This is a genomic window from Sorangium sp. So ce693 (assembly GCF_051521375.1).
Lineage (GTDB): Bacteria > Myxococcota_A > Polyangia > Polyangiales > Polyangiaceae > Sorangium > Sorangium atrum.
In genome coordinates, this window is record NZ_CP150347.1 from 11,655,303 (window position 1) to 11,680,941 (window position 25,639).

Genomic DNA, 25,639 nt, shown 5'->3' on the forward strand with positions numbered 1-25,639 from the left:
AGACTCACTCCCCGCCCGCGCTCTCCGTGCCGGCGAGCTCGCCGATCTCGCGCATCGCCGCCTCGTCACGGCCGATGGCCATCGCGTAAGCCCGGAGCTCCGCGTTCTCGAGGAACGCACGGCAGACCTCCGACGCGTCCAGCTCGCTGGCCCTCAGGCCGACGAGCGCGATCCACCACGCGACGACCTCCGGCTCACGCTCCGCGAGGACCCCGTCCCACGCGTCCTCGGTGAGCAGGAACTGCCGCTCGATCAGCAGCTCTGCGAGCAAGCGCTTCCCCTGCGCCGCGTCGTCGAGGATCCCCGCCATCTTGGGGTCCCCATCACGGAGGCGCGCGAGCGCCTTCGCCGCGCGCCACGCCATCGCCCGCACCCAGGTTCGCTGCTGCGGGCCCATCGCCTCCGCGGAGCAGAGCGCCGCAAGCGCTTCCGTCGTGTCGCTGGCAGCGCCGCCGATCTCCGCGAGGATCGTGTTCGTGTCGTCCGCCAGTTCGCGGAGCTGCGCCTCGAGCTTCGCGCTCTCCTCGCGCAGCTGCTCGGCGAGCGCAGGACCTCGATCGCCGAAGACCGCCGAGAGGTCGGCGCTGAGCGCGGCCGGCTCGATATGGATCCGAAGGCGCCGTCCCGTCATCGTCGCGTCAAGGAAAAGGGCGCCGCACCACGATGCCGTAGGGTGCGGCGTCTCCAGCGGCTTGCACAACGCGCTGAGCGGCCCGTGCGCAGGAGGCGGCACCGCGACCCACGTCGACGCGAGGATCCCGATGAACTCCTCCGGTGAGATGCGCGGGCCCTCCGGCGCGAGGCACGCGAGCCGGCACGCCTCACGCAGGCCGCGCCCTGCGTTGAGCCAGGCGATCACCAGACGGACGGCATCGGACGAGGCCTGCGACCTGGACTCGGCGAACGCACGCAGCGCACGCTGCCATTCCTTCGCGGCGTCCTCGCCCGGGAACACGCGCAGCACGGCCTCGTACCGCTCGCCCGCCTCGCCGAGGAACACCCGCTTGAACGCACCGAACAACGCGCCGGCAGCGTAGCGAGCACGCAAGCGCTCGATCAGCCGCGGCGCATCGACGCGCACGGGCAGCGGCAGCTCGCGGCCGAGGAGGGGCGCCGAAAGCCGCCTGGCTTGCTCGACCTGCCCGCGATCGATCTCGCCCCACACCATCGCGTGCTGGGGAAAGCGCTCTTCAATGAGCATCGCCGCCGCGAGCACGGCGAAATGGTACGGGTACCCCCGCGTCCTGCCGCTGAAGACGCGCACGGGGCCGCTGGTGTCGCCCCTGTCCGGCATGGCGGCGGTGACCACGATATCGCCGTCGGGGCATTCACCCAGTTGCGCCGCATACCGGCCGAGATCGCGGTAGAACACCTGGCCCTCGGCCGTCTGCAGGCTGTCGCGATCGCCGACCACATGCCAGCGCGCCCGCTTGGGGTCGTCGACATCACGGCCGAGCGAGCGCATGTACATCGGCACGCGAACACGCACACCCTCGATCGCGCGCCAGCCCCAACCCAGGAGGCGCGGCTGCCACGCCGAAACGAGCGCGAGCGTCTCCTCGTAAGTGGCTGCCCACTCGGCCTCGTCGATGCCTCGCGGATCGATGTCGAGAATCACGTGCACGCCCATGGGTCGATCCTCCTGGCCGACGTGTGCAGCCGGCCGTCGTGATGGGGCAAGCGCCTCCGCGGCGCGGAAGGACAAACGTCGGCCTTGCGCCGCCGAACACGGGCTCGGCGGCGCGCCGTCTCCGCGGCCGATTCGCTAGCAAGCCACAGATGGATTGACCATGAAAAAAGTAATCTATTTTTGGATGCGATTCATGAGATGACATCGAACGGTGTCGCGCAATTACGGCGAGGCAAACCATCTCATCTCTCAATCGTCTTTCGCGCACGCCAGTGCTGCCAACCCAACCTGGTTCGGGTCGCCTCGGAGCGGTTCGCCTCGGGCCCAGATCGCCCGCTCCGCTCAGCCCTGGTCACGCCCGCCTCACCTGCCGTATCCTCCTCCCCGGTGCAGACCCTCCACATCTCCCGCCTCTCCAAGCTCATGGCCCTCCTCGAGAGGCTCTGCTCGGGCGCGCCGTAACCTGGCGTCATCGCCTGCACCGTGGCGAGCCGCAGCCCCTCGACCCGCGCGATGCCGCAGTCGGCGATCTTCGGGGTCTCGACGTCCACGGGGCCAGCTACGAAGACGTTGTTGGGCTTCAGGTCGCGGTGGATGACGCCGAGTCGGTGCAGCACGCGTACACCCTCGATCATCCCGCGCGCCAGCCGGTGAACCCGCACCGGGTCGACGCCACCCTCCCCGGCGAGCTCGATCCGCTCGGCCAGCGTCGTCCCAGCGTTCGATCCCTCGACGTGCTCGAGTGCGATCCAGGGCAAGGAGAGCGCCGAATCGTTCTCGAGCTGAACGAGCGCGCTGCCGCTGCCTTAAAGGCCGATGACGAACTCGCTCGGTGGACGCAGGTTCCTCACCCGCACGAGGGCCTCGATCTCGCGGAGGGCGACGTCCATGCTGCTCATCCCGAGCTGAGCGAGCCCGTGCTCCGTCTCGGGTTTGACGATCTTCACGGCAAGGAGCGTCGGCGCGATGTCGGAGAGGAGACGCGATGCAACCGTCGGATCGAGCAGCCCGGAGCCGCGCGAGTGCTCAGGGTCCTATCGACCCCTCCTTCATGGCAGCCAACCTCGCTCGATACTCCGGCGGACCCATCGAGGAGGCGGCAACCCAATCGAAGCGCGGGAGCGCCCGCGCTGGAACCGCGATCAGTTGATGGTGAAGGACTTGCTGACGGAGACCGGGCCCCCGCCGAAGGCAGGCACCCGCGCGCCGCGGAACAGCCTGGCGACGCATCCGCCGACGCTGGTCCCGGCGAACGGCGCCCCCTGGACTTCAGCCGACGTGACGCTGCCGCTCGGCGCGAAGGTGACCTTGACCCTCCCGGTCCCGGTCGGTCCGCCGGCCTTCTTGCAGCTCTTGGCAGAGCCAGCGGCGGCGCCGAGCGCCGAGCTCGCGGCGCCACGGTTGAACTCGGCGCCTCCGGACGCCGCCGGCTCCGGCTTCGGTGCCGCCGGCTTCTCTGCCGCGGCAGCGGGCGCGGACGCCGGCTTCTCCGCCGCGGCGGCGGGCGCGGACGCCGGCTTCTCCGCCGCAGCGGCAGCAGGCGTCGCGGCGCTCGGCGCCTCGGCGCTGGCGGTGGGCTCCGCGGACGGCGCCGCCGTCTCCGCCGTGGACGGCGTTGCGGCCGCAGCGGTCTCGGCGGGCGTCGGCGTCGGCGCAGGGCTCGGCACCTCGGCGGGGGCGGTGTTCGCCTGCTCCGGCGTGGCCGTCGACGTCTCCGGCTTCGGCGATTGCATGAAGAAGAAGGCGACGCCGCCGATCAGCACGACCACGGCGACCGCGGCCGCGATGAGACCGGTGCGGCCCTTCTTGGGCGAGGCCTCCGGCGCCGCGAGCGGAGAGAGCGACGAGAGCGACGCGGGCGGCACCGACGCCTTGGACGGAAACGGCATTGAGGGAGGTGGCCGCGAGTCCGTCACCGGCGCGAGCAGCGGCGGCGGCGCGAGCATCGGCGCGGAGGCGATGGGGCCGCCGCCGAGGTTCAGCAGGTCGTCATAGCCGGCTCGACCGTTGTTCTTCGAGGGGCGATTCGAGGGACGCCGGCCCGACGGGAGCTCGTCTTCTTCCTTCTGCTTGGCCGCAGCGTTCTCGGTCGCGGTGAGCGCCGAGAGCGAGAAGAGGACCGAGTTCTCGTTGCGCTCGCCCACCTGGCGATCGAGGCCCGGCGGCGGGGCGGACGCGCCGGGGTCCTCGGCGCGCTCCGCGGCGCTGAAGACGTCGACCGCGGCCCCCCGGGCCGCGCGACGCGCAGCCGCTGGCACCGGTGCGCCGCCTGGCGCCGGCACCGCGGCCGCCGGATTCGCCGGCGCCGCGGCCGCTGGGTTCGCCGGCGCCGCGGCCGCTGGATTCGCCGGCGCCGCAGCTTCCGGGGCCTTCGCCGATGCGACGGCTGCAGGCGCCGGGGTCGCGGCCCCCGCTTGGTTCAGGGCGCGCCGCGAGTCCTTCATGACCACGGTCCCCTCGGGCCCGAACCTGAGCCCAGCAGGCGCCGGAGCCGTGGGGACCGGCGCAGCCGCAGGCGCTGGAGCGGCGGCAGGCGCAGAGACCGCTGCGGGCGGAGGCGCCGCTGCGGCCGGCGCAGCTCCAGCAGGGACGGCCGCCGCGGCAGGCGCAGCTGCAGCTGACACAGGCGTCGCGATCGCGGGCGCCGCGGCAGCTGGCGCCGCCGCGGCGACGGCTGCTGCGGCCGCGGGAGCCGCGTCTTCCCGCGAGGAGAAGCGCTCCTTGAGCTCCGGGACGCTGGCGATCGGCAGCCAGTCGCCCATCCCGTCCTTCCACACGTACGTGTCGTTGCTCAGGCCTCCGCGCGCGTACTCGGCCACGAGCTCGGCGGTCGTCATGGTCCGCTCGTCGCCCTCGGCGACGTTGACGGTCCACGTGTCGGGCGCCGCCGCCGGGGGCGCGCCGCCCGCGTCGGCCACGAGCTTCGCGTCGGCGTCATCCGACAGGTCGCCCTGCTGCTCCGCGGTCGCGTCCTGCGGCGCGGCCGGGGTAGCCTCATTCGCGCCGTGGACCACCATGGAGTGGTTGCACTTTTTGCATTTGATCTTGACCGTCTTGCCGGCGACTTTCTCGTCGGCAATCGTGTACTTGGCCTGGCACGACTCACACGTAATCTTCATGCGACTGTCGCCCTTCCCGTTCCGGCATGCGGGCATGGGTTCAACGACCACACACGCGCACGTTCACGCGGCCCGGTCGGTCGACGCAGAATAGCGGGACGGCGCGAGGCCGATCAAGGCGGCGACTTCTTTTATGATCGCGCCGGCGCAGCGCCGCCCGATGACGCAGCGCGCGTCCACGTCCCGCGCAGCCGCAGCGCGCAGTGTGGCGCGATCAATTGAGCAGGAGCAGCTGCGTGCCGTCTTTCCCGCAGAACATCGCCTCGCTCGGATAGCGGTCGCCGCAGGTTGGGCAGATCTTTCCACGAGCCCGCAGCGTCGGCCGGACCGGCGCCGCGGCTGGCCCTGCGACGCCCGCGAGCGAGGCCTCCGAGGGCGCCGGGGTTCCCTCGGCGCCTGCGCTGTCGTGCTCGCCGGCGGCACCGGCCGTGGAGGCCGGGCCTTCCACCTCGCCTCCTGTCCGCCGCCGGCCTCGGCGGAGCAGGATCAACCCGGCAAATCCGAGGCAGGCCGCGACCCCACCCACGATGGCGACGAACAGGTTCTTGCGCTGGCGTCCCAGGTCCTCGCCCGAGGTCGTGCGCCCGCCGATGGTGCCGGCCGCGATCACCACGACGGCGGCCTGCTCGCTCTCGCCCGCCTCGTTGAGTCCGCTCGTCGCGAGGAGCGCGTCGTAACGATCGGGGCTCGTCACCTCGATCGCGACGGTCACCCCCTTTCCGGCGACGGACGCGACGAGGCCGAGCGCCCCCTCGCCCGCGCCGGCGCCGAGCGAGAGGGCGCCTGTCGCGTCGACCGTCGCGGCGGACGCGAGCGGCCCCGGCGCGATCGACCACGTGGGCCTCGTCGGGAGCGCGCACCCCTCCGCATCCATGACCAGCGCGCGGAACTGAAAGCGTTCGCCCGGCCGCATGAGCTTGCGCGACGGCGTGACCTCGAGGCGCGCTGGCTCGCCGGGGGCGTCGCAGGTGCGCGAGGCCGCGGGCTTCTTCTCGGCTGCGGTGGGCGCCGCGGATGCCACCGGCGGCGCAGCGCTCGCCACCGGCGGCGGGGCGCTCGCCGCGGGGGGCGCCTCGCCCTCGCGCCGGACGAGCGTGTAGGCCCGCGTCCTCGTCACGGACGCGCTGCAGGTCGTGTCCTGGATGATGAACTGGTACTGCCCCGTCTCCACCATGTTGATGCTGGCGTCGGTCGCCTGCGTCGTGGTGGTGACCACGGCCCGGCGGGGGTCGCTGGCCGGCGTCGTGCAGCGGGTCTGCCAGGAGCGCGCGTTGCCAGAGGCCGAGTGCTTGCTCCGCGCGAGCCCGGGCATCTGCTCCCAGCACTCGGCGGTGCTCCACGACCGTCCGGCGCCCGAGATCGAGAGCTCCGAGCCGTGCTGCTGGATCTGCACGGCGCCGCCGGGGGCGCCCTGCGGGCGCGGCCTGGGCCCGCACGCCTGCCCCCAGGCGGCGACCGACCACTGTTCCGTGAGGGCGCTCGCGGTCCAGGACCCGCTCAGCGTCGGCAGGTCCTGCGCGGCGCCCGCGCGGGGGATGACGACGGCGAGGACGATGGACGCGAGCGACGCGAGGCGAAGCGCGTGGAACAGGGCGGACGAGGCGAGCAGCGGGCGTCGCACAGCCGAACCGTAGCAGCGCCCGCGCGCGGGCGGCAGCCGGCAGGCTTGGAGCGCCGCCCGCGCGGCGCGGGATGCGCGGGATGCGCGGGATGCGCGGGATGCAACTGACGCCAGATGATCGCAGCGAACCGCGACGCAGCCTGCTCGCTCCGCCTAACGAGCGCCGCGTGACAAGCAACGCCCGGGCCCACCCGTACCCGAAACCAAGAGCCACACAAAATGCTCACGCCCCGAAAAAGGATCTAGACAGGCAAAGTAAAGACTCGTTATCTTTAAAAATGGTCCTGTGTGCGTTCTGCATCAAATCTCGTCAGGCACTCCCGCGTACCTGATCCGATCCTGTTCGTCCCTCGACCCCTGCGAAGGGTCGGAGAGGGCTGCTCAGCGTCGCCGCACGCCGCCGAACGCCCGGCGCCCCTCCGCGAGCCGCGAGCTGCGCACCGACCGTCGAGCTGGCGAGTGTTCTGGCGATCGAACTCGATGGGCCAGACTGCGCTCGTCGCCACGAACCGTGAACAGACGGCGAACAGACCGCGAGCAGCCGCGAGAAGACCAAAAGCGTCACCGCACGACCCAAAATTGTCACCGTACAACTCGACAACTTTCTCGCGTCTATCGCCAAAAAGATCTGGACACTTTCATCTCTGAGTTGCTAACTTGAACACTGTCACCTTGCGCATCCGCTCTCCGATCGAAGCAAAAGCACCCGCGTACTCGATCCGATCCTGATCAGCCCGCGGGGCTCATTCCGACCGGAGCCCGCGAAACCGACCTCGCCTGACCCGTGAGTCATGGTGCCTGCTATTCGGATGACGCTCCAGCAATGGTTCACCCGTGAGGACCTCAAGGAGCTACCCATGAAGCAGTTTGCAATCGCATCTTCTGCCGCGCTCGCCACGCTGTTCATCACCGCCACCAGCCTCGCCAACACCACCGCTCCGTCTCCCACGTGCACCGTGATCAAGCGGGGTGTCCTGGGCGACGTCTACAACGCCGAGATCTGGAGCCTCGCCCCGAGCTACCACGTCCCGACCCCGTTCGAGGTCAACACCGGGTACTCCAGCTCGGTCGGAGAGAAGCGCGCCCTGTTCCGCTTCGATCTGAGCTCCATCCCCGCCGGCTCTCTCGTCACGTCGGCCAATTTCTACGCGCTGACGTACACGAGCACCGCGAAGACCGTGTACGTCCACCAGGTACTAGCCCCCTGGAGCGAGGAGCTCGTCACGTGGAACAACTTCGGCGGCATGGACCCCGCCGCGTTCACCTCGTTCGTGCCCAACGTCACCGGGTGGAGCACGGTCGATCTCACCGGCATCGTGCAGGACTGGGTGAACGGGACGTCGCCGAGCTACGGGATCCTCCTCGAGGAGGGCGCCAGCGGAAAGACATCGTACAAGGGCAGCGCCCACACCGACATGGGCTACCGCCCTCTCCTCGAGGTCTGTTACACGGCGCCGAAGGGCTCGATCGGCGACAAGGTGTGGTTCGACGCGAACGCGGACGGCGTCGAGGACGCCTCCGAGCTCGGCATCTCCGGCGTCGTCGTCGACCTCTTCGGCGACGCCAACTGCGACGGCGTCGGCGACGGCGCCCTGCTCCAGACGGCCGTGACCGGCGCGAACGGCGTCTACCGCTTCACCGAGCTCGAGGCGGGCTGTTACGTCGTCGACGTCGACGACGCGACGCTCCCGCTCGGCCACCTCCTGACAAGCGACGACGAGCCGATCGGCGTGTCCCTCGACGCGGGTGAGAACGTGGCCAACGCCGACTTCGGCTACGTGACCTACTCGTCGATCGGCGACACGGTCTGGCTCGACAGCGACGCCGACGGGCTCTACGAGCCGGAGACCGGCGAGCTCGGCGTCAACGGCGTCCGTGTCGAGCTGTTCCAGGGGGCCCAGCTGATCGACTTCACCATCACCGGCACGAGCCCCTACACCGGCCAGCCCGGCTTCTACCTCTTCGACACGCTCCCGGCGGGCACCTACTCGGTGGTCATCACGCCCGACAACTTCATGACGAGCGGTCCGCTCGCCGGGCAGGAGCCGACGGCCGATCCCGATGGCGGGCTCGACAACGTGGGCGTGGTCTCGCTCGGCTGGGCACAAGACCTCCTCGACGCGGACTTCGGCTACCGGCTCTCCTGCGGCAACGGCGTCTGCGGCGGCGACGAGAGCTGTTCCAGCTGCGCTGTCGACTGCGGCGTCTGCCCGCCCCAGTGCGGCAACGGCACCTGCGAGATCGGCGAGGACTGCGGCAGCTGCAGCGCCGACTGCGACGTCTGCCCGCCGGTCTGCGGCGACGGCACCTGCAACGGCAGCGAGAGCTGCAGCACCTGCGCGGCCGACTGCGGCACCTGCCCGCCGGTCTGCGGCAACGGCACCTGCGAGGCCGGCGAGGACTGCGGCAGCTGCTCGGACGACTGCGGCGCCTGCCCCGCGGTCTGCGGCAACAACGTCTGCGAGAACGGTGAGGACTGCTCGAACTGCACCGGCGACTGCGGCGCTTGCCCCGCGGTCTGCGGCAACGACAGGTGCGAGGCCGGCGAGAACTGCCTCGAGTGCCCGAGCGACTGCGGCATCTGCCCGCCGGTCTGCGGCGACAAGATCTGCGCGGTCGGTGAGACCTGCTCGAACTGCGCCGGCGACTGCGGCGCCTGCCCGCCGGTCTGCGGCGATGGAGTCTGCAAGGCGGGCGTCGAGAACTGCTCGAGCTGCGCCGCCGACTGCGGCGTCTGCAAGTGCTCTTCCCCCGGCACCGGCTCCCCCGGTTACTGGAAGAACCACCCGAACGCCTGGAAGATCACGAAGCTGACCATCGGCGGCAAGACGTACACGAAGTCCCAGCTGCTCGATATCATCAGCCGTCCGACGCGGGGCGACGTCACCTACATCATCGCGAAGCACCTCATCGTCGCCAAGCTCAACGTCGGTATCGGCAACCAGTCGAGCTGCATCGAGGACACCATCGCCAAGGCCGACGCCTGGCTCAAGAAGTACCCGCTCGGCAGCAACGTGAAGGACAACTGCAGCAGGAACGCGCCCTGGGCGACCGGCGAGCCCCTGGCCGAGAGACTCGACAAGTACAACAACGGCTTTCTCTGCGCCCCCCACCGCGACGACCTTGACTGCGAGGACAACCGCAACGATCGCGACCATGACCGCGGCTGCGGCCGCTGAGACATCGTCGCGAGCGCCCCGGGGCCAGCGCGCGCTCCAAGCGACCAGCCTGGAGAGCCGCCGACGCTGGCCCAGCCTCCTCCCCCTCCCCGCCTCCCTCCCCCCTTCCCGCCTTCCTCTGCCCTCCGCCTCCTCGCCGCGCCTGGCGGGGATGGCCACCTCGTACTCAGGACGGAACGTTCCTCGACGCGCGTGGACACCCTATGCCCCCTTATGGGCGTGATCTGCCCCTTCCGCGGCAAATTGCCCCTGCCGCCCCGAAGGGAGCCCCCGTCGGCGCCGCCTACGCCTCGAACAGCGCCCCGCCAAGGAGCGGGGTCGAACCCGTCGAGGCCGCTCCACCGCAAGGCAGGACAGCATGGCACGGGCGCTGCAAATCCTGCGGGGCTGAGCTCCGAGGACCGCGGTAAACGGTCCAACGACGCAGCATTGGCGGGCCAGAAGAAGGAGAAGTTGCCATGAACCTGACGGAAAGCTGGATTGGCGATAAGCCCCTGGTCCCGCCTTGCGGCTTGTTCGGCAAAGGTCAGCATATCGTCCTGGCCGAAGACGACGATGACTTCCGGTCCACGATCGCCATGGCGCTCCGCAGCGACGGGTTCGAGGTGTCCGAGGCGCGAAACGGCCTCGAGCTGCTCGACAAGGTGGCGCCCTGCCTCGGTGGGAACGAGCCCCCGAAGCCGATCGACGCGATCGTCAGCGATATCCAGATGCCCTGCTTCTCAGGGATGGAGATCCTGGAGGGCCTCGCCGAGGTGAGGCGGCGGCCGCCGGTCATCCTGATCACCGCGTTCGGCCACCCGCACCTCCACGCGGCCGCACGCAGCCTGGGCGCCTCGGCCGTCTTCGAGAAGCCGTTCGATCTGGACGACCTCCGCAGCGTCCTGTTCAACCTGAAGGACGCGCCCGGCTTCGACGGCGGTTACTGACGTGGACTGACGTGGACTGACGAGGACTGACGAGGGGGCGCGCCTGCGCGCGCCGGGGCCGCCGCTCAGCCGTCCGGCCGCGGGAGCGGGGTCGCCGCCGCCCAGCGTGCGACACAGCCCCGCTCCTCCTCGGTCATCTCGAGCATGCTCGCCACCGTGCCGTCCAGGTGGCGCCGGGCGTCGGCTGGCAGGCCCGCGTTCGCCGGGCCGAGCTCCCGTCCGAGCGCGTCGAGCGCCGCGATCAGGGCGGCTCCCGCCGGCGGGGGCGCAGGGATCGCACGCAGGTGCGCGATCTTCACCTGCGGCATGCCCTCGCGCGCGTCCCGGTGACGGGTGTAATGCCACCAGCGGACAGGAGAGGAGTTGAGATAACAGAGCAGCGCGAACTCGCTCCAGGTGGCGTCGGAGAAGCCGGCCAGGATCGAGTTGCGGAACGGGAGGCCGTCGCTCAGCGCGGCGATCGGATAGCGAGCGGTCTGGCGGATGAGCAGCCGCACCGCCTTCCAGTCCTCGTCCTTCCGGAAGCGGCCCTTCACGCCGGCGCGATCGACGTGGTGGCGCGGCGCGCGCGCGATGAGCTCGCCCACGTCGGCGCCCTCCCGGATGGGGCAGGAGTAAGGCGGCTCCGGGGTGTCCGCGCGCCGGATGCGCTCGGCGTCCTCGGCCGTCGTCTGGAACCCGCGCTCGCCGAACAGGGCCGCCGGCAGCGGGGGCAGCGCGCCGAGCCGCTCGAGGAGCCGGCGGGACACGACGTCGAGATCCGAACGCGCGAGCGGCCACGAGGCGATCGCGGCCGTCCGCGGGGCGGCGGGGGCGAGGCGGGTCGAGAGGAGGCCCATGCACGGCTGGAACACGCCGTCGAAGGCGTCGCTGCCGAAGCTCGGAAGGTCGGAGTCCACGGCGCAGAGCGCGTCGTGCGCGCGCCGCGTCGGGCCGTATCCATCGAGATCCGACACCGACGTGGGGATGACGAGGCCGAGCCGCCCGCCCGGCCGCAGCAGCGATGCGGCCCGGTGCACGAACAGGCCGTGCAGCGAGCGGTAACCGTGGAACGCCGGGTTCCTCCGGAGGTGGAGGTGGAAGACCTCGGGCGCGATCGGCTGCGCCGCGCGGCCGACGTACGCGACCCACGGCGGATTGCCGATCACGGCGTCGAAGCCCGGCTCGGGGCGATCGAAGGCGCCGGGGAACGCGAGCTCCCAGTGCAGGAACCGGCGCTCCTCGGCGATGCGCCGCGACAGCGCCGCCCGCGGATCGGCCGGCTCGCGCGCGGCGGCCATGTAGCGCGCGAACGTGGCAGGCGCCGGCGCCAGGGCCGCGAGCTCGCCCGCCGGCGGCCAGAACCACAGGGCCATCCAGGCGTCGAGCGCCGCCTGGTCCGCCCCCTCGGGCCCATCGCCGAGCGCTCGCTCGGCGCCCTCTGGCCCACCGCGGGGCGCCACCTCGGCGCCCTCTGGCCCACCGCGGGGCGCCACCTCGGCGCCCTCCGGCCCATCGCGGGGCGCCACCTCGGCGTCCTCCGGCGGCGCGCCCTCCGGCCGCGGGGGCAGCGGGGCCTGCCGCAGCAGGGCCCGCCGTGTCTGCCGCTCCCCGCTGCGCCCGGGCAGCCTCGCGGCGGCCGGGAAGCCGCCGACCTCCGCGCGCTCGGCGCCGATGAGGCTATCGCCGCAGCGGAGCTTGCCGTCGAGGAAGCTCAGCGGGAGGCGCGCGTCCTGCACGACGAGCCACAGCGATAGCCTGGCGAGGTCGACCGCGAGCGGGTCGAGGTCGACGCCGTGCAGGCAGCGCTCCGCCACGAGCGCCATCGCGCGAGCGAGCGGCGGCTGCGGCGGCTCGGCGCGCGCGAGCGGCGGCGCCGCGCCGGCGCTCTGCCACGCCTCGACGAGGCGCGCGGCGAGCTGGCGGCATGCCTCCACCAGGAACGCGCCGGACCCCATCGCGGGATCGCACACGGCGAGCGCGAGGACATCCGCGGGCGCCGCCGGCCGGCTATCCCTGTCGAGCAGCGGCGACAGCGTGCGCTCGACGACGTGCGACGTGATCTCCCGCGGCGTGTAGTACGAGCCCGCGCGCCGCCGGAGCTGCCCCGGCTGCAGGTAGAGCGCGCCCCGCGCGATCCGATCCGGGTGCCGCGGGGACGCGCGTCGCGCGAGCGCCTGCGACAGCTCGGCCACGCTTCCGGCCGCGGCGACGCGCGCTGCCGGCCGCGCGCCGAGCTTCAGGTCCGCCGCCTCCTCGAGCCGCGCGAGCCGGTCACGGCCGGGGAGGGCGAGGAGCGCCTCCAGATCGACGACGATGTGCGACGGCAAGAGCGCCATCGACTCGCCCTCGGCGATCTCGAGGTCAAAGGCGATCAGGCCCTCGTAAAGCGTGCCGAGGTGCTCGACCTCGAGCTCGCCGTAGCGCAGCGGCACGCCGTCGTGCACGAGGAGCGCCGAGAGCACCCGGTGGAGCGCGCCGTCGCTGAGCCACGGTCTCCCCTCCAGGAAGGGATGGGCGTCCGGATCGCAGAGGCCGCCGCGCGCGCCCCCGGGAACGCGATCGCGGAGCGCGCGGAAGAGCGCCGCGATCCTCGCCCACGCGCCGTGGCGGCGCTCGAGGTCGTCTCCCTGCCGTCGCCGTTCTTCCTGGAGATCCTCGAAGAGCCGAGCGAGCGGCGCGCCGCCGCCTTCCGCGCCGGCGAGCAGGCCGCGCGCCTCGGCGTAGAGGAGGAAGATGAGCCGCATCAACGCGGACACGAGGCCGGCGCGGAGGCGCCGCCGCCCTTCAGCGGAGCCGGCGCACGCGACGTCGCCGCCCTGCGGATCCGCCGCCTGAAAGCCGCGGAGGACCTCGCCGAGCGCGCCCTGCGCCTGGTCCCGGAGCTGCCGCGCCACGCCGTCGGCGGACGGCCCGGATCCGTCGAGGGACGCGCCCGTTCCCCTCGCGGCGCCGCGCGGGGCGAAGGCGCCGCCCCGTTCACGGTCGCGGCCCAGGGCGGCGCTGAGCTGAGGGCATTCCGAGGACACGCAGGTTCCGCAACAGCATTGCGGATGAGACCGGGTGCAGGCAAGCGCCCCGGCGCGGCGCCGCGCCCCGCCGTGGCGGTCCGCGCGGCCCGCGGCCGGCCGCGGCGCCGCGCGGACCGCCACGGCGGGAGGAACGCCGAGAGGAGACCTCCATGTCCCGACCCCTTCCGGCGATCTCGGCGCTTGCCCGTGCCGCTCCTCGAGCCGCGCGGCGCGCTGGAGAGGAGTCCTTCCTCGCCCGGAGGTCCTCACCCAGCACGGTTTACCGAGATCCTCGTGAAAGCATCTCTGGCACGCGGCCCATGGAGGTATGGTTCGTGCCGCATGCTCAAGAATGAATCCTGAGCTGTTCGAACGATACGCACTCGCTCATTCACGCAATTCACGCGCTGGCTCCGTGGCGCGGCGCGGCGCCCTGCTCGCCGCGCTCCTGCTCGGGATCTCGGCGTGCCACGGCGCGAGCGAGGACCCTGCGCAGGAGCCCACCGGCGCGGTCGCCGGCGGGATTGACCTCTATTCCGGCATTCCCCAGGACGGCATCGTCCTCGGGGACCCGGACGCGCCGATCACGCTGGTGGAGTTCTCGGATCTGCGCTGCTCGCATTGCCGGGATTACGGGCTCGAGATCTTGCCGGTGGTCCTCGAACGCCATGTGAGGACGAAGCAGGTGAAGCTCGTATTCCGGAATCTCGCGTTCCTCGGTCCGAGCTCCGTGCAGGCTGCGCGCATGGCTGCGGCGGTCGGGATGCAGGATCGGCTCTTCGATTTCGTCGACCGCTTCTTCCGGCTCCAGGAGCGCGAGCGCCCGGCGATCACGGACGAGCTCCTGTTGCGCGTCGCCTCCGAGGTGCCGGGCGTGGACGCCGATCGAGCGATGGCGCAGCGCGACAGCCCGGAGGTCGTGAAGCAGCTCGAGGCCGCGCGGGCCGAGGCGGTGGCGCTCCAGGTCCGGGGCGTGCCGGCGCTGTTCCTGATCCGGGAGGGGCAGGAGCCCCGCCGGCTCCGCCTCACCTCGATGTCGCCGGAGCCGATCTCCCGCGCGATAGAGGAGATCATGCTCGAGCCGCAACCGCCCGGGTGAACCGCCGCGACCGCCGCGATGGCGCGGGTAAACCGCCGCGACCGCCGCGACGGGCACCGGCGCCTCGCGCGCTTTTTGGTACGCTCGCGCGGGGATGACCGCATCGCCGCTCGTGTTCCCTCCCCGCCCCTCCTCGCTGCGCGGCCGTCGCCGCGAGCTCGCGACGCTCGTGGCGACGGTCCGCGCGTCGCGCCCGACCCGCGTCGCGCTCGTCGGCACCGGCGGCAGCGGCAAGTCGACGCTCGCGTGCGCGCTCGGGCACAAGCTCGCGCGCGAGCTCCCCGGCGGGATCCACTGGTTCCGGGTCGGCGCATGGGACGCGCGCACGCTGCGCGGCATGCTGGCGCTCCGCTTCGGGGCAGGGCCGTCGCCATCGCTGCCTGCGCTGCGGAGCCGCCTGCGGGCGCTCGGGGAGATGCTCATCGTGCTCGACAACCACGAGCACGACCGCGCCGTCGCCGAGCTGCTCGACGGCCTCCGCGACGAGGCGGTGACCTGGGTCATCACGGCGCGGCGCTGCCTCGTGGCCGGCGTCTCCATCTTTCCGGTCATCGCGCCGCTCGTGACCTCCGGGCGGAGCCCGTTCCCTGCGGTCGCCTCGCTGACCCGCCTGCTCCGCTGGAACCCGGTCTCCCTGGAGCTCGCCGACGCGATCGTCGAGAGCGGCGCGGCCGACGTCGCCGAGCTCCACCGGTGGCTCGTGGCGGGCGGCGTCGACCGCGTGCAGGTCATCGATCACGAGGACGACCTCCCCGAGGTCGGCCTGCTCGTCGCGTGGACTTTCCGCGGGCTCTCGCCGGCGGCGCGGCGGATGCTCGCGGTGCTGGCGCACTCGAACGGCGACCACATCGACGAAGGCTCCCTCGCCGAGCTCGCGCGGGCCGGACGGCGCGCCGGCGACGCGCTGGCCTCGCTGCGCCGCTTCCGGCTGGTGCAGGAGCCGTTCGCGGGCCGCTTCGCGCTGCACGCGACGGTGCGCCACGCCGTGTTGAAGCGCACGCAGATGGATCAGCGCCGCTTCTTCGATCACTACGTGGCGCTCCTCGAGCGCTCTCCGGAGCGGCTCGACCTGGAGCAGACCCACCTGTTCGCGGCCATGGACTACGCGCACGACATCGGGAGCGTCGCGGCCGCGCTCCGCGTGAACGAGCTGCTGTCGCGGCTCTCGCTCTGAAGCCCGCGCCGGCTCCGGGAGCCCCGTGCGAGCGCGAGCGTCGATGGACGCCCTCGCCGCTCTCCCTGCTCGACCCCCGCTCGACTTCAGGTCACCGCGGCGCCTCCGGGCCCCCCACGTGCTGGCGGCAGAGCTCGACGAGGCGCTTCAGCACCCATTGCCCCGCGGGCCCCTGCACGAGGCCCGGCCTGTGGACCACGGCGAGCGGCAGGACGTGCTCGTCGTCTCCCCACGCCGCCGGCCAGAGGCGGACCAGGCGCCCGGCGTTGAGGTCGTCGCGGATCATGTGCTCTGGCAGGTTCCCCCAGCCGAGCCCCGCGCACAGGAGCTCTCGCTTGGTCTGGAGATCCACGACGCGCCAGGTGCGGGGGGACAGGACGGCCTGCTCCGGCGAGCGCGCTCCGCCGCGCTCGCTCAGCACGATCTGCACGTGCTCGCGCAGCTGCTCGGTCGCGACGCGCGCGCCCCGCGGCCCTGCGGCGGCGAGCGGGTGTGTCTTGCCGACGACAGGGACCATGCGCACCGACGTGAGGTGCTGGCGATCGAGCCCCTGGGCGGTCGCAGCCGGCCCCACGACCCCGAGCTGGCATGTGCCGTCGAGGACGCGATCGGCGACGGCGGCCATGGTCTCGGTGTGGACGACGAGCTCCACGGTGGGGTAGACGCGCGCGAACTCGACGCAGAGATCGACGAGCGCGGACAGCGGAAAGACGGCGTCCACGCACAGCGACACGAGCGGATCGAGGCCGCCGGCGAGCCGCTGCGCCGTGCTGCTGAGCGCGTCCGCGTCGGCGGACACCCGCCGCGCGGCCGCGAGCAGGACGCGGCCGTGCTCCGTCAGCGCCGGGATCCTCGTCGACCGATCCCAGAGGGCGACCCCGAGCTGGCTCTCCAGGTTGGCCATCGCGTGGCTCACGGCCGACTGGACGCGCCGGAGCTTCCTGGCCGCGGCCGAGAAGCTGCCCTCATCGGCGACCGCGATGAACGTGCGCAGCTGTTCGAGCGTGATGGAGTCGTGCACCGCGCATCACCATGCCACGACCCATCGCGGTGCGGCGCGGTGCGGTCGTAGGAAGCGAGCGAGCGAACGTGCGTGCGCCCGCCGGAGGCCGCGGGCCCTCTGCGCTGGTGATGTCCCTGAAAGCGGCGCGGCGGCCAGGACAGGCGAGGAGCGTTTTTCCAAGGGGTCTACCCTCCAGCGGGCCCGCGTCGTCCGCGGGAAGGTAGACCCCTTTTTCTCACGCTCCTCGCCTGCCCCGGCCGCCGGCCGCGCGCTCAGCCGAGCGCGCTCGTCACAGCTTGAAGCAGGCCGACCCGCCCGTCAAAGCGGCGGATTGGCGTTCTTCACGCACTCCACGAAGTAATCGTGGAACCACTGCCCCGCCTGCGGCGCGCGCGTGTCCGCGTTCGGCATGCCGCAGAACGAGTCGTAGCGCGGCTGGCCCGACTGGCCCACACCGTCGGAGTCACCCGGCGGCTTGACCCACACGTAGGCGTCGAGGTTCGTCGCGCCACCCGGGTTGGCCTTGGGCCGCTGGCCCATGCCGGCGCCCTTGTTGTTGCACCAGTAGCCCCAGTCGTCCCGGATGTTGCCGACGCCGTTGCGGCTCGTGTCGATGATGAAGTGCTTGTCGCCGAGGCCCTCGGCCGAGAGCGCCGAGGCCATGGCATCGACGTAGTCGAGCTCGCCGTAGCAGGGATTGCTCTGCTGATCGTACTTCTCCGTGCTGTAGCTGAGCTGCGTGTAGTTCGCGACGTTCGTCGCGAAGCCGCGGACGTTGGCCGGGCTGCCGGCGGCCTTGATGACCTCGGCGAAGATCTTGGCGCCCTTCTTCTGGTTGTCAGGCCACCCGAGCCAGCCCGAGTGCGCCGCATCGATGTACTGGTACACGTGCGGCATATTGAGCTCCTTGAGCGCGTGCGCGACGTTGTCCCGGTAGCCCTGCGCCGTCGCCTCGTCGCAGTTCTCCGTGCCGAGGTTCGTCGCGATGTTGGGGAGCGAGTCGGGCTCGATGACCGCGGCGATGCGCTGACCCGAGTGAGCGGCGAGGATCTGCTTGATCGGGGCGATGTACTCTTCCTTGTACCGCTGGGCGCCGTTTTCATTGAGGTGGAGCTCGCCGTTCGACGCCTTGGCGTGGCAGTCGCGGTTCGGAAGGTCGTAGACGACGATGAGCGCCGTGACCGGCTTGCAGAGCTCGTTCTGGAGCTTGAGCGCCGCGTCGAGGTAGGCCGGGAGCTTGCTGACCGCCGAGATCGTGTCGAGCCAGAACGCGGTCTGGATCTCCTTGACCTTCTCCATCTTCGCCTTCAGGGCCGTATCCGTGACCATCGCGATCGACGAGTCGACCTTGGTCACGTAACCGGGGTCCACGAACAGCGTCGCGTCCGCGAACGGGTTGCCACTCGGCGCCGTGATGTCGACCGCGGGAGAGCAGTTGCCGCCGCCCGAAGCCGCGCTGGTCGTCGGGTCGACGTTGCCGGTGCTCGTCGTCGTCGGGTCGACGTTGCCGGTGCTCGTCGTCGTCGGGTCGACGTTGCCGGTGCTCGTCGTCGTCGGGTCGACGTTGCCGGTGCTCGTCGGGGTGCCCGCGCCCACGCCGCTGCTCGTCGGGGTGCCCGCGCCCACGCCGCTGGTGTTGCCGCCCCCGCCCGTCCCGTTCGTGTCGCCGCTCCCGCCGTCCCCGCCGCACGCGGTGAGCGCAAGGATCACCGCAACCGACGTTGCCAACCCCAGCTGATGCGCATTCCTTCTCAGCATATTAAGCCTTTCATTACTTCAACGAAGAAACCAGGCCAATTCAACGCGTCAAATAGCGGGCCGAATTTAGACCAAAGGCATCTCTCGGGCAAGGACAAACGACGGCTATCCCACGCCAGCGCGGCTGCGTTAACAGTGCGCCATGTAGGTATTTTTCCACGGACGCTGAAACGACCGACCCCTCTCGGCGCGCGTCACACGTGCCTCCTCCGCGCGGCTAGCCGCGAGCAGCTGCAGCGGTTCTGCAAGGGGAGAACGCACCGGCGGCGGGGGCGAGCGCCCTCCACTCATCCACTCAACGCAACGCGCAACCACCGCGACTCCACAGTTGCGAGCACGGCTGCGCGCGGATGTGACACGGCAGTGTGACACGGCAGACCGATAGAAGGGTTTCAGTTCTATTTCCAAGCTTGCCAACGACGACGAACTCTGCCTCTCCGAGTGATAATGCACACCAGGGCTGCTCGGCGCTCTGCGCCAGGCGTCATGCGAGATGGCGACGCATGGCGCCATGGCGCGTCCGAGGTCGAGGGGCGGAGTGCGCCGCTCGCCCCCGCGGCCTGCGCGTGGACCGCTTCCCAGCCGGGCGCTCATGACGTGACGGCGAGCGGGATCGCACGCCACGTCCGCGCCTCGCTCGTGTCGCTGGATCGGTCGCAGCGCGTCGGCGTCACCCGGCCGTCACGGAGCGCTTTCTGGCCGGTCGTCGCCGATCGGTTAGGCTTCCGTCCCCCCTTCGTGCAGAGCCCCCCCCATGCGCATCGCTGTCGTCTCGCTGATCCTCGCCCTCGTCCTCGGCGTCCTGGGCCTGTATGTGCATCGGCGCGCCTCCGGGCTGCTCGGCCTGGGTGTGCGCGCCCGGCGCGCGCTCGCGTGCCTGCTGGCCGCCGGCATCATCGCCATGATCTTCGCGCGGCTCGGGCGCGGCGCGCTGCCCGACGGGGTGCTCCGCGGGATGGGGCTCGCCGGCAGCACGCTCTCGCTCGGCGTCCTGATCTCCGCGGTCCTGCTCGCCGTCGTGGACCTCGGCCGGCTGATCGCCCGGCTCGGGGGCGCCGCGCTCCGGCGCGCGACGGCGGCCGCACCCGCGGAAGGCGGGACCAGCCGCCCTGCCGGCGCGCCGCCTCGCCTCGAGGAGGGAGCAGCGCGAGAGGACAGCGGCCCCGCGGCCCTGCCGCTCCCGCCGCCGGTGGAGCTGCCGGCGCTCGCCCGCCGCGACTTCCTCGCGACCGGGGCCGCTGGCTCCGCCTTCCTCATCGGCGGCGGCAGCGCGGTGTATGGCGCGCTTCTCGGGCGACACGACTACACCATCGAAGAGGTCGCCATCCCGATACCGGGCCTGCCGCGGAGCCTGGACGGGTTCACCATCGTGCAGCTGTCCGACATCCACCTCGGGCTGTTCGTCGGCGAGCCGGAGATGCGCGCCGCCGAGGATCTCGTGCGCGAGGCCCGCGGCGATCTCGTCGTGATGACGGGTGATCTCGTCGATTTCGATCCGAGGTACGCGGAGCACCTCGGGCGCCTCACGCGGAGGCTCGGCCCGCTCGCCCGGCATGGAGTCGCGGCGATCCCGGGCAACCACGACCACTTCGCCGGCATCGACGCGGCGCTGGGCGCGCTGGAGCGCGGCGGCGCGCGCGTGCTCAGCAACCGCGGGTGCGTCGTGGGTGGGCCCGGCGGCGCCTTCGCGCTGCTCGGCGTCGACGATGTGTGGGCGCGAGGGCGGGTCCCCGGCGGCGGTCCGGACCTCGGCAGGGCGCTCGCGGACGTGCCCCGCGATCTGCCGCGCGTGCTGCTCTGCCACAACCCCGTGTTCTTCCCGGAGGCGGCCGGCGAGGTGGCCCTGCAGCTCAGCGGCCACACCCACGGAGGCCAGATCAACCTCCTCGTGCGGCCCGCCGAGCTGCTGCTCCCCCACGGCTACGTCGCCGGGCTCTACCAGCGTGGCAGTTCGCATCTCTACATCAACCGCGGCTTTGGCACCGCCGGACCGCCCGCCCGCGTCGGAGCGCCGCCCGAGGTGAGCCGTATCGTCCTCGTCGCCGCCTGACGTCGCGCCCGACGCCGTCCCCGTCGAGCTCGCATGGCGCCGGCGAGCAGACGGCCGAGCTCGGCGTCGATCTGCAGAAGGCCCCCGCGAGCTCCCGGGCACTCCGATGGTCTCCGGGACAGGCATGTTCTCGGATCCTTGATTCCCGTGCTGAGGGTGTTCACCCTCCGATGTGCGATGAGCGCAACACGTGCGATCCGTACGACACGCGCGATGCCTGAGAGGCGTGCACCACGCGCGATGCGCGCGGCACGTCAGCGCGCGCCGACGGCCTCGGGCCCCCGGCGGGCGCTCCTCCTCGGGATCGCGCTCGCGATCGGCGCCGAGGGGTGCGCGCGAGCGCCGCTCGCCGCTCCTCTCGGCCGTGTCGGCCGCAGCGATCTGCCCGCCGCCCCGCAGGAGCGCGCTCCGCAGGGCGCGGCTCCGCCTGCGCCGGATCCTCCGCCGCTCGCGGACGAGCCCGAGCTCATCGAGCTCGAGGTCCCGGACTTCGGCCCCGCGGTGGTCGTGACGCCGCGAGGCGTGGGGCCGCGGCCCCTGCTCGTGGTCGCGCACGGCGCGGGCGATCGGCCCGAATGGCACTGCGACATCTGGCGCGGGATCGTGAGAGGGGCCGGGTTCGTGCTCTGCCCGCGCGGCAAGCCGATCGACGTCCGGGCGCCGGACGCCGGGCGGATCTTCTACTACCCGGACCATCACGCGCTGAGCCGCGAGGTCGCCGCGGCGGTCTCGGCGCTGTCGGCGCGCTTCGGGGATCGGGTGGATCTCCGCGCCCCGATCTATGCGGGGTACTCGCAGGGGGCGATCATGGGCGCGCTGCTCTTGCCCGGGCATCCCGCCCGCTTCGCGCGGGCGGCGCTGATCGAGGGTGGCTACGGCAGCTTCGACGAGTGGACGCCCGGCGCCGCCCGCCGCTTTCACGGCGGCGGCGGGGCGCGGGTGCTCCTCGCGTGCGGACGAGCCGACTGCGCGGCGCGGGCGCGCAAGACGCGGGAGGTGCTCGAGCGCGGCGGCGTCACGGCGCGCGTCGTGCACGCCGTGGGGGCCGGCCACAGCTACGGCGGCCTGATGGAACGCGCGCTCCACGAGGCGTACCCGTGGGTCGTCGAGGGTGATCCCCGCTGGCTCGACGGCGGGGCCGCGTCGCCCGCGGACGGGGCCGCGTCGACCGGCAAGGCCGCGCCGACCACGGACGAGGCCGCGCCGACCGGCAAGGTTGCGCCGACCACGGACGGGGCCGCGCCGACCGGCAAGGCCGGCGCACGCTCAGCAGGACGCGGCGGCGATGCTGCGCGCGCGCTCGGCCAGCCCCTGGACGACGGAGTGGAAGCTCCGCAGCTGCCTCACCTTGCCCTCGCCGAAGCGCCGCTCGATGCCGCGCCGGAGCGCCGGCACCCTGGCGGTCCCGCCCGTGCAGCACACGACGTCGATGTCGTCGAACGACAGGCCCGCGTCCGCCACCGTCCTGTCGAGCGCGCCGAGGATCGCGTCGATCGGCCGCTCGCTCCCGGCCTCGAACTCCTCCCGGGCGACGCGCTCGCGGATGTGCATCGACGGGTAATCGAAGCGGAACTCCGTGGCCGCCTCTCCGGACAGCGCGCACTTGCTGCGCTCGATCTCCTCGAAGAGCCGGAATGCCAGCGAGTCCTCCACGAGGCAGAGCAGGTTGTCCATGCGCTGCCGATCCTCGGGCCCGAGGGACCACGCCTTCACGTCGCGGAGGAAGGCGAGGACATCGCGGTGCTGGAGCACCGTCATGTCGGCCGGTGAGCAGAGCTTCTCGGCGATCGATCGCGGCATGGTCAGCTGGTTCGAGCCGAGCGGGACGCGGTAGGTGACCTCCGCGCCGAAGTGACGGGCGATCTTGTGGCGCATGAGGCTGCCGTCGAGCGCGTCCCCCGCGACCGAGACGCCGCCGAGCGACAGCACGTCGGACGGCGAGAACCCCTCCGGCCGCATCCGGACGATCGTGTAATCGGACGTCCCGCCGCCGAAATCGGCGACGAGGACGACGGCCCCGCGCTCGAGCTCCAGGTGGAAGTCGTGCGCGGCGGCGACCGGCTCGGGGCAGAAGGAGACCTCGCGGAAGCCGGCGACGCGCGCCGCCCGCTCGAGGCGCTCCTCGGCGAGGCGATCGTCCGCCGGATCGGCCGAGAACTTCGCCGGCCTGCCCAGCACGACCCGCGCGACGTCGGCGTCGAAGTGGCGGTTCGCCTGCTCGCGCATCTCCCGGAGGAAGCGCCCGATCAGGTCCTCGATGGTCACGACCCGGTGCCCGATCTGCGTGCCGGAGAAGCTGCGATCGGGGAGGTATTTCTTGATCGAGCGGATGAAGCGGCCCTGCATGCCGTTCGCGACGAAGTCGCTGATCGCCGCCGCGCCGCAGGAGAACCGCTCCTGCCCGAAGAACAAGAGGCTCCGGAGGACGGTCGGATCGGCCGCCGCGGCGTCGAGCGGGATGGGCGGGCAGGTCGCCTCCGCGCTGGCCGCCGAGAGCAGCGAGTTGGAGGTACCGAAATCGACGGCATACACCTCGGGCCTGAATCGTGCGGACATGATCTCGCCTCCTCGTGGGGTGCTTCGCGAGCACGCGGATCTGCCCGACATGGCCACCTATTTACAAGCTATCGAATGCATGCGAAAATGTTGACGGGCTCGCGGGATGAGCAGAATTTGCCGCTCTGACACACGCGACGCAGAGCGGCGGTCTCCCGCACAGGAGACGGGCCCAGATCGGCATTTTCGGCGCGGAAGCGCACTCCTGTGCGCTGAGCACCGAAAACGTCGAGGTGGGCCCGTCTCCGAAGCGGGTGACCGCCGCTCTACGACACGCGGGTCACGCGCCGCAGCGCCACGGTGAGCACGACGAGCGCGATCAGGGTCGGCAGGGCGATCACGCCGACGTCGATCCAGCCGAGCCAGTCGGCCGGATCGAGGCCCAGGGCGGGGATCGGCAGCGCGAACGCGTTGTAGGCGGCGGCGCCGAGCGCGAGGGCGCCGCACGAGACGAACAGCCACACGAGCGCGCCGAGGAGGCCGTTGCCGAGGCGCTCCATGGCCGGCGCGCTCCGCCAGCGGCCGACGAGGACGCGGAGCGTGGCGACGAAGGCGATGAAGGCCAGCGCGCCCGCGGCGCCCGCGGCGAGGAGGATCTCGCTCTGGCTGAGCGCCCGCCGCTCGGTGATGCCGTAGACCCTGCGGAGGACCATCGCCGCGCTGGTGAAGACGGCCGCGCCCGCGGCGACGCTCACGGCGATGGACAGCAGCGACGCGAGGGGGCGAGCGCGCCGCGCCTTGCGCGTCACGTCGTCCGCGCTCTGGCCCTGGGCGTTCGGGATGACGACCGTGGCCCGCTCGTCGTTCGGGGCGCCCTCGGTCACCGCGACGCCCACGCCGAGCGCGCGCGAGGGCGCGAGCGGATCCTGCAGATCGAAGTCCGCGAGCAGGCGATCGAGCTCCTGGGCGGACGGCGGACGGTCCTCGCGCGCCCGGGCCATGGCGCGCTGGATCAGCGCCTCGAGCCCCTCGGGGATCGTCTTGTCGATGTCGCGCGGGCGCCGAGGATCCTCGGTGAGCAGGCGGAGCATGGTCCGCGTCGGCTCCTCCTCGGGGAAGGGCCGCTCGCCGGTCAGCATGCGGTACAGCACGGCGCCGACCGCGTAGATGTCCGCGCGCGAGTCGACGTCGGCCGAGCCGCGCGCCTGCTCCGGCGCCATGTACTGGGGCGTGCCGACCACCGAGCCGGTGCGCGTGAGGTCGGCGCCGTCGAGCACCTTGGCGACCCCGAAATCGAGGATCTTCACGTGGACGCTGCCCCCTTCGCGCCGGACGAGGAACAGGTTCGACGGCTTGAGGTCGCGGTGGACGACGCCGGTCGCGTGGGCCGCGGCCAGGCCGCGGCAGACCTGGCGCGAGATCGTGATGGCGGTGGGGAGCGGCAGCTTGCCGACCTGGTCGAGGAAGGCGCCGAGGTCCTCGCCCTTGAGCAGCTCGGTCACCATGCACGGGCGCCCGTCCTTGAGGCGGACGATATCGACGACGTCGATCACGTGCTCGTTGCCGACGCGCGCGATCGTCTGCGCCTCGCGCTCGAAGCGCGCCATCGCCTCCCGGTGGCTGGCGAAGTGCTCGTGCGGCACCTTGACGGCGAAGCGCTTCGGCAGGCGGATGTGCTCGGCGACGTAGACGCGTCCCATGCCGCCCGCGCCGATCACGCCGGTGATGCAGAAGCTCCCCGCGAGCAGCTCGCCAACCATCGGGTCGGTCGCGGTCACGCCCTGGAGCTCCAGGGCCGTCGCGTCGATGGGGCAGACGAGGAAGTCGAGCGGGTACCGGACGCCGCACACGGGACAGCGTCGGGTGGGCCTCTCCGGGGGTACTTGCTGCCGTGCCTGGTCCGGGGCGGCTTGCCTGGCTAGGTCGGCCATCGACGGCGAGTCTAGACGAGAAGCGGGTTCCGGGCGCGACGGATCGGCCCCGCCGGGGCTGACGCAGGGCGACGCCGGAGCGGCCCGCCGGCGGCCGCGCGGCGCCCTGGCGGCATCGGCGGCGCGTTCCGGTGTCACCCGGGCATGGCGAGACGGCCCTCCTGGCCCGGCCTCGTCGCGTCGATGCCCACCCGTGGGGAGCTGTCGCCTTCGCTGGCTGCGCCGATGGGCGGGTGGTCCTAGACCAGCGAGCGACCGCCGGAGCCCCGTGGCCCCACGACACGGGCCGCGATGTGCGCGTGATCCGAGCGTGCCTGATCGCCGTGAAAGCGGAAGTCTTCAATGGCCTCCCTCCTGTCCTCCTGGGGACACCCTGGATCGCCGACACCGGTGGACACCTGACCCCACGACGTCCGTTCGAGCCGGCAAGGAGGGGAATCGCGACACGGAGGACGGGTATCGAGCAGGACCTGCCAGATCCCTCATTTCGTCGGCATTTTTAGAGGAATATTGAACAGGGAAGCGGGGAGATTCATGGGGATTTATTTCCCTTCTCCCCGCCTCTCCGCCTCCCTGTGAATTCTCCCGGACCATTCGTGGAGAGGCTTCAGGAGCAGGCCACCTCGGAGCTCAGGCAGGGCCCGAGTCCTCCGCGGGCGC

The 25,639-nt window shown here is 71.9% G+C and carries 15 protein-coding genes; 5 read left to right on the forward strand and 10 right to left on the reverse strand.

The annotated features are described in order from the left end of the window. Positions 1–4 precede the first annotated feature (4 nt). The 5 genes from WMF14_RS43530 to WMF14_RS43550 form a co-directional block, all read right to left on the reverse strand. Positions 5–1,630, reverse strand: a complete 1,626-nt coding sequence (locus WMF14_RS43530; protein WP_437796329.1) for a hypothetical protein — start codon at positions 1,628–1,630, stop codon at positions 5–7. 242 nt (positions 1,631–1,872) lie between these two features. After that, positions 1,873–2,388 (reverse strand): protein kinase domain-containing protein, encoded by a 516-nt coding sequence (locus tag WMF14_RS43535; RefSeq protein ID WP_437796330.1) that lies wholly within the window; start codon positions 2,386–2,388, stop codon positions 1,873–1,875. Between the two features lie 48 nt (positions 2,389–2,436). Then, the gene (locus tag WMF14_RS43540) at positions 2,437–2,577 is read right to left on the reverse strand and encodes a hypothetical protein (RefSeq protein WP_437796331.1); all 141 of its coding nucleotides are present in this window, start codon (positions 2,575–2,577) and stop codon (positions 2,437–2,439) included. A gap of 195 nt (positions 2,578–2,772) precedes the next feature. After that, entirely contained in the window at positions 2,773–4,749 is a 1,977-nt protein-coding gene (locus WMF14_RS43545) for a zinc-ribbon domain-containing protein (protein ID WP_437796332.1), read from the reverse strand. A gap of 214 nt (positions 4,750–4,963) precedes the next feature. Then, a complete protein-coding gene (locus WMF14_RS43550; RefSeq protein WP_437796333.1) occupies positions 4,964–6,370 on the reverse strand; it encodes a hypothetical protein in 1,407 nt (468 codons plus the stop codon). An 857-nt stretch (positions 6,371–7,227) separates the two neighbouring features. On the opposite strand from WMF14_RS43550, the gene WMF14_RS43555 reads away from it, so the two are divergent. Both WMF14_RS43555 and WMF14_RS43560 read left to right on the forward strand, forming a co-directional pair. Then, on the forward strand, positions 7,228–9,549 hold the full coding sequence (locus WMF14_RS43555) for an SdrD B-like domain-containing protein (RefSeq protein ID WP_437796334.1): 2,322 nt from the start codon (positions 7,228–7,230) through the stop codon (positions 9,547–9,549). Between the two features lie 458 nt (positions 9,550–10,007). Further along, entirely contained in the window at positions 10,008–10,478 is a 471-nt protein-coding gene (locus WMF14_RS43560; protein ID WP_437325833.1) for a response regulator, read from the forward strand. Between the two features lie 65 nt (positions 10,479–10,543). Here WMF14_RS43560 and WMF14_RS43565 read toward each other — a convergent pair whose 3' ends face one another. Beyond that, positions 10,544–13,486 carry an Eco57I restriction-modification methylase domain-containing protein gene (locus WMF14_RS43565; RefSeq protein WP_437796335.1) on the reverse strand — a complete coding sequence of 981 codons (2,943 nt, stop codon included), beginning with the start codon at positions 13,484–13,486 and terminating at the stop codon, positions 10,544–10,546. A 397-nt stretch (positions 13,487–13,883) separates the two neighbouring features. On the opposite strand from WMF14_RS43565, the gene WMF14_RS43570 reads away from it, so the two are divergent. Continuing rightward, positions 13,884–14,567 carry a DsbA family protein gene (locus tag WMF14_RS43570; RefSeq protein ID WP_272101997.1) on the forward strand — a complete coding sequence of 228 codons (684 nt, stop codon included), beginning with the start codon at positions 13,884–13,886 and terminating at the stop codon, positions 14,565–14,567. 94 nt (positions 14,568–14,661) lie between these two features. Then, positions 14,662–15,741, forward strand: a complete 1,080-nt coding sequence (locus WMF14_RS43575) for a hypothetical protein (RefSeq protein ID WP_437796336.1) — start codon at positions 14,662–14,664, stop codon at positions 15,739–15,741. A 91-nt stretch (positions 15,742–15,832) separates the two neighbouring features. Here the strand turns inward: WMF14_RS43575 and WMF14_RS43580 are convergent, their stop codons facing one another. Together WMF14_RS43580 and WMF14_RS43585 are read right to left on the reverse strand one after the other, a co-directional pair. Further along, a complete protein-coding gene (locus tag WMF14_RS43580; protein WP_437796337.1) occupies positions 15,833–16,762 on the reverse strand; it encodes a LysR family transcriptional regulator in 930 nt (309 codons plus the stop codon). Between the two features lie 300 nt (positions 16,763–17,062). Beyond that, positions 17,063–18,472, reverse strand: a complete 1,410-nt coding sequence (locus tag WMF14_RS43585) for a glycoside hydrolase family 6 protein (protein WP_437796338.1) — start codon at positions 18,470–18,472, stop codon at positions 17,063–17,065. A gap of 784 nt (positions 18,473–19,256) precedes the next feature. Between WMF14_RS43585 and WMF14_RS43590 the strand changes: the two genes are divergently transcribed. Further along, on the forward strand, positions 19,257–20,552 hold the full coding sequence (locus WMF14_RS43590) for a metallophosphoesterase (protein WP_437796339.1): 1,296 nt from the start codon (positions 19,257–19,259) through the stop codon (positions 20,550–20,552). A gap of 1,266 nt (positions 20,553–21,818) precedes the next feature. Here the strand turns inward: WMF14_RS43590 and WMF14_RS43595 are convergent. Continuing rightward, entirely contained in the window at positions 21,819–23,108 is a 1,290-nt protein-coding gene (locus WMF14_RS43595; protein ID WP_272101992.1) for an Hsp70 family protein, read from the reverse strand. A 266-nt stretch (positions 23,109–23,374) separates the two neighbouring features. Next, on the reverse strand, positions 23,375–24,898 hold the full coding sequence (locus WMF14_RS43600) for a serine/threonine-protein kinase (protein WP_272101991.1): 1,524 nt from the start codon (positions 24,896–24,898) through the stop codon (positions 23,375–23,377). Positions 24,899–25,639 lie beyond the last annotated feature (741 nt).

Excerpts from the sequence above, each read along its gene's own strand:
- WMF14_RS43595 (WP_272101992.1), bottom strand. The coding sequence starts at position 23,108 with ATGTCCGCACGATTCAGGCCCGAGGTGTATGCCGTCGATTTCGGTACC.
- WMF14_RS43590 (WP_437796339.1), top strand. The coding sequence starts at position 19,257 with ATGCGCATCGCTGTCGTCTCGCTGATCCTCGCCCTCGTCCTCGGCGTC.
- WMF14_RS43575 (WP_437796336.1), top strand. The coding sequence starts at position 14,662 with ATGACCGCATCGCCGCTCGTGTTCCCTCCCCGCCCCTCCTCGCTGCGC.
- WMF14_RS43560 (WP_437325833.1), top strand. The coding sequence starts at position 10,008 with ATGAACCTGACGGAAAGCTGGATTGGCGATAAGCCCCTGGTCCCGCCT.
- WMF14_RS43545 (WP_437796332.1), bottom strand. The coding sequence starts at position 4,749 with ATGAAGATTACGTGTGAGTCGTGCCAGGCCAAGTACACGATTGCCGAC.
- WMF14_RS43530 (WP_437796329.1), bottom strand. The coding sequence starts at position 1,630 with ATGGGCGTGCACGTGATTCTCGACATCGATCCGCGAGGCATCGACGAG.
- WMF14_RS43555 (WP_437796334.1), top strand. The coding sequence starts at position 7,228 with ATGAAGCAGTTTGCAATCGCATCTTCTGCCGCGCTCGCCACGCTGTTC.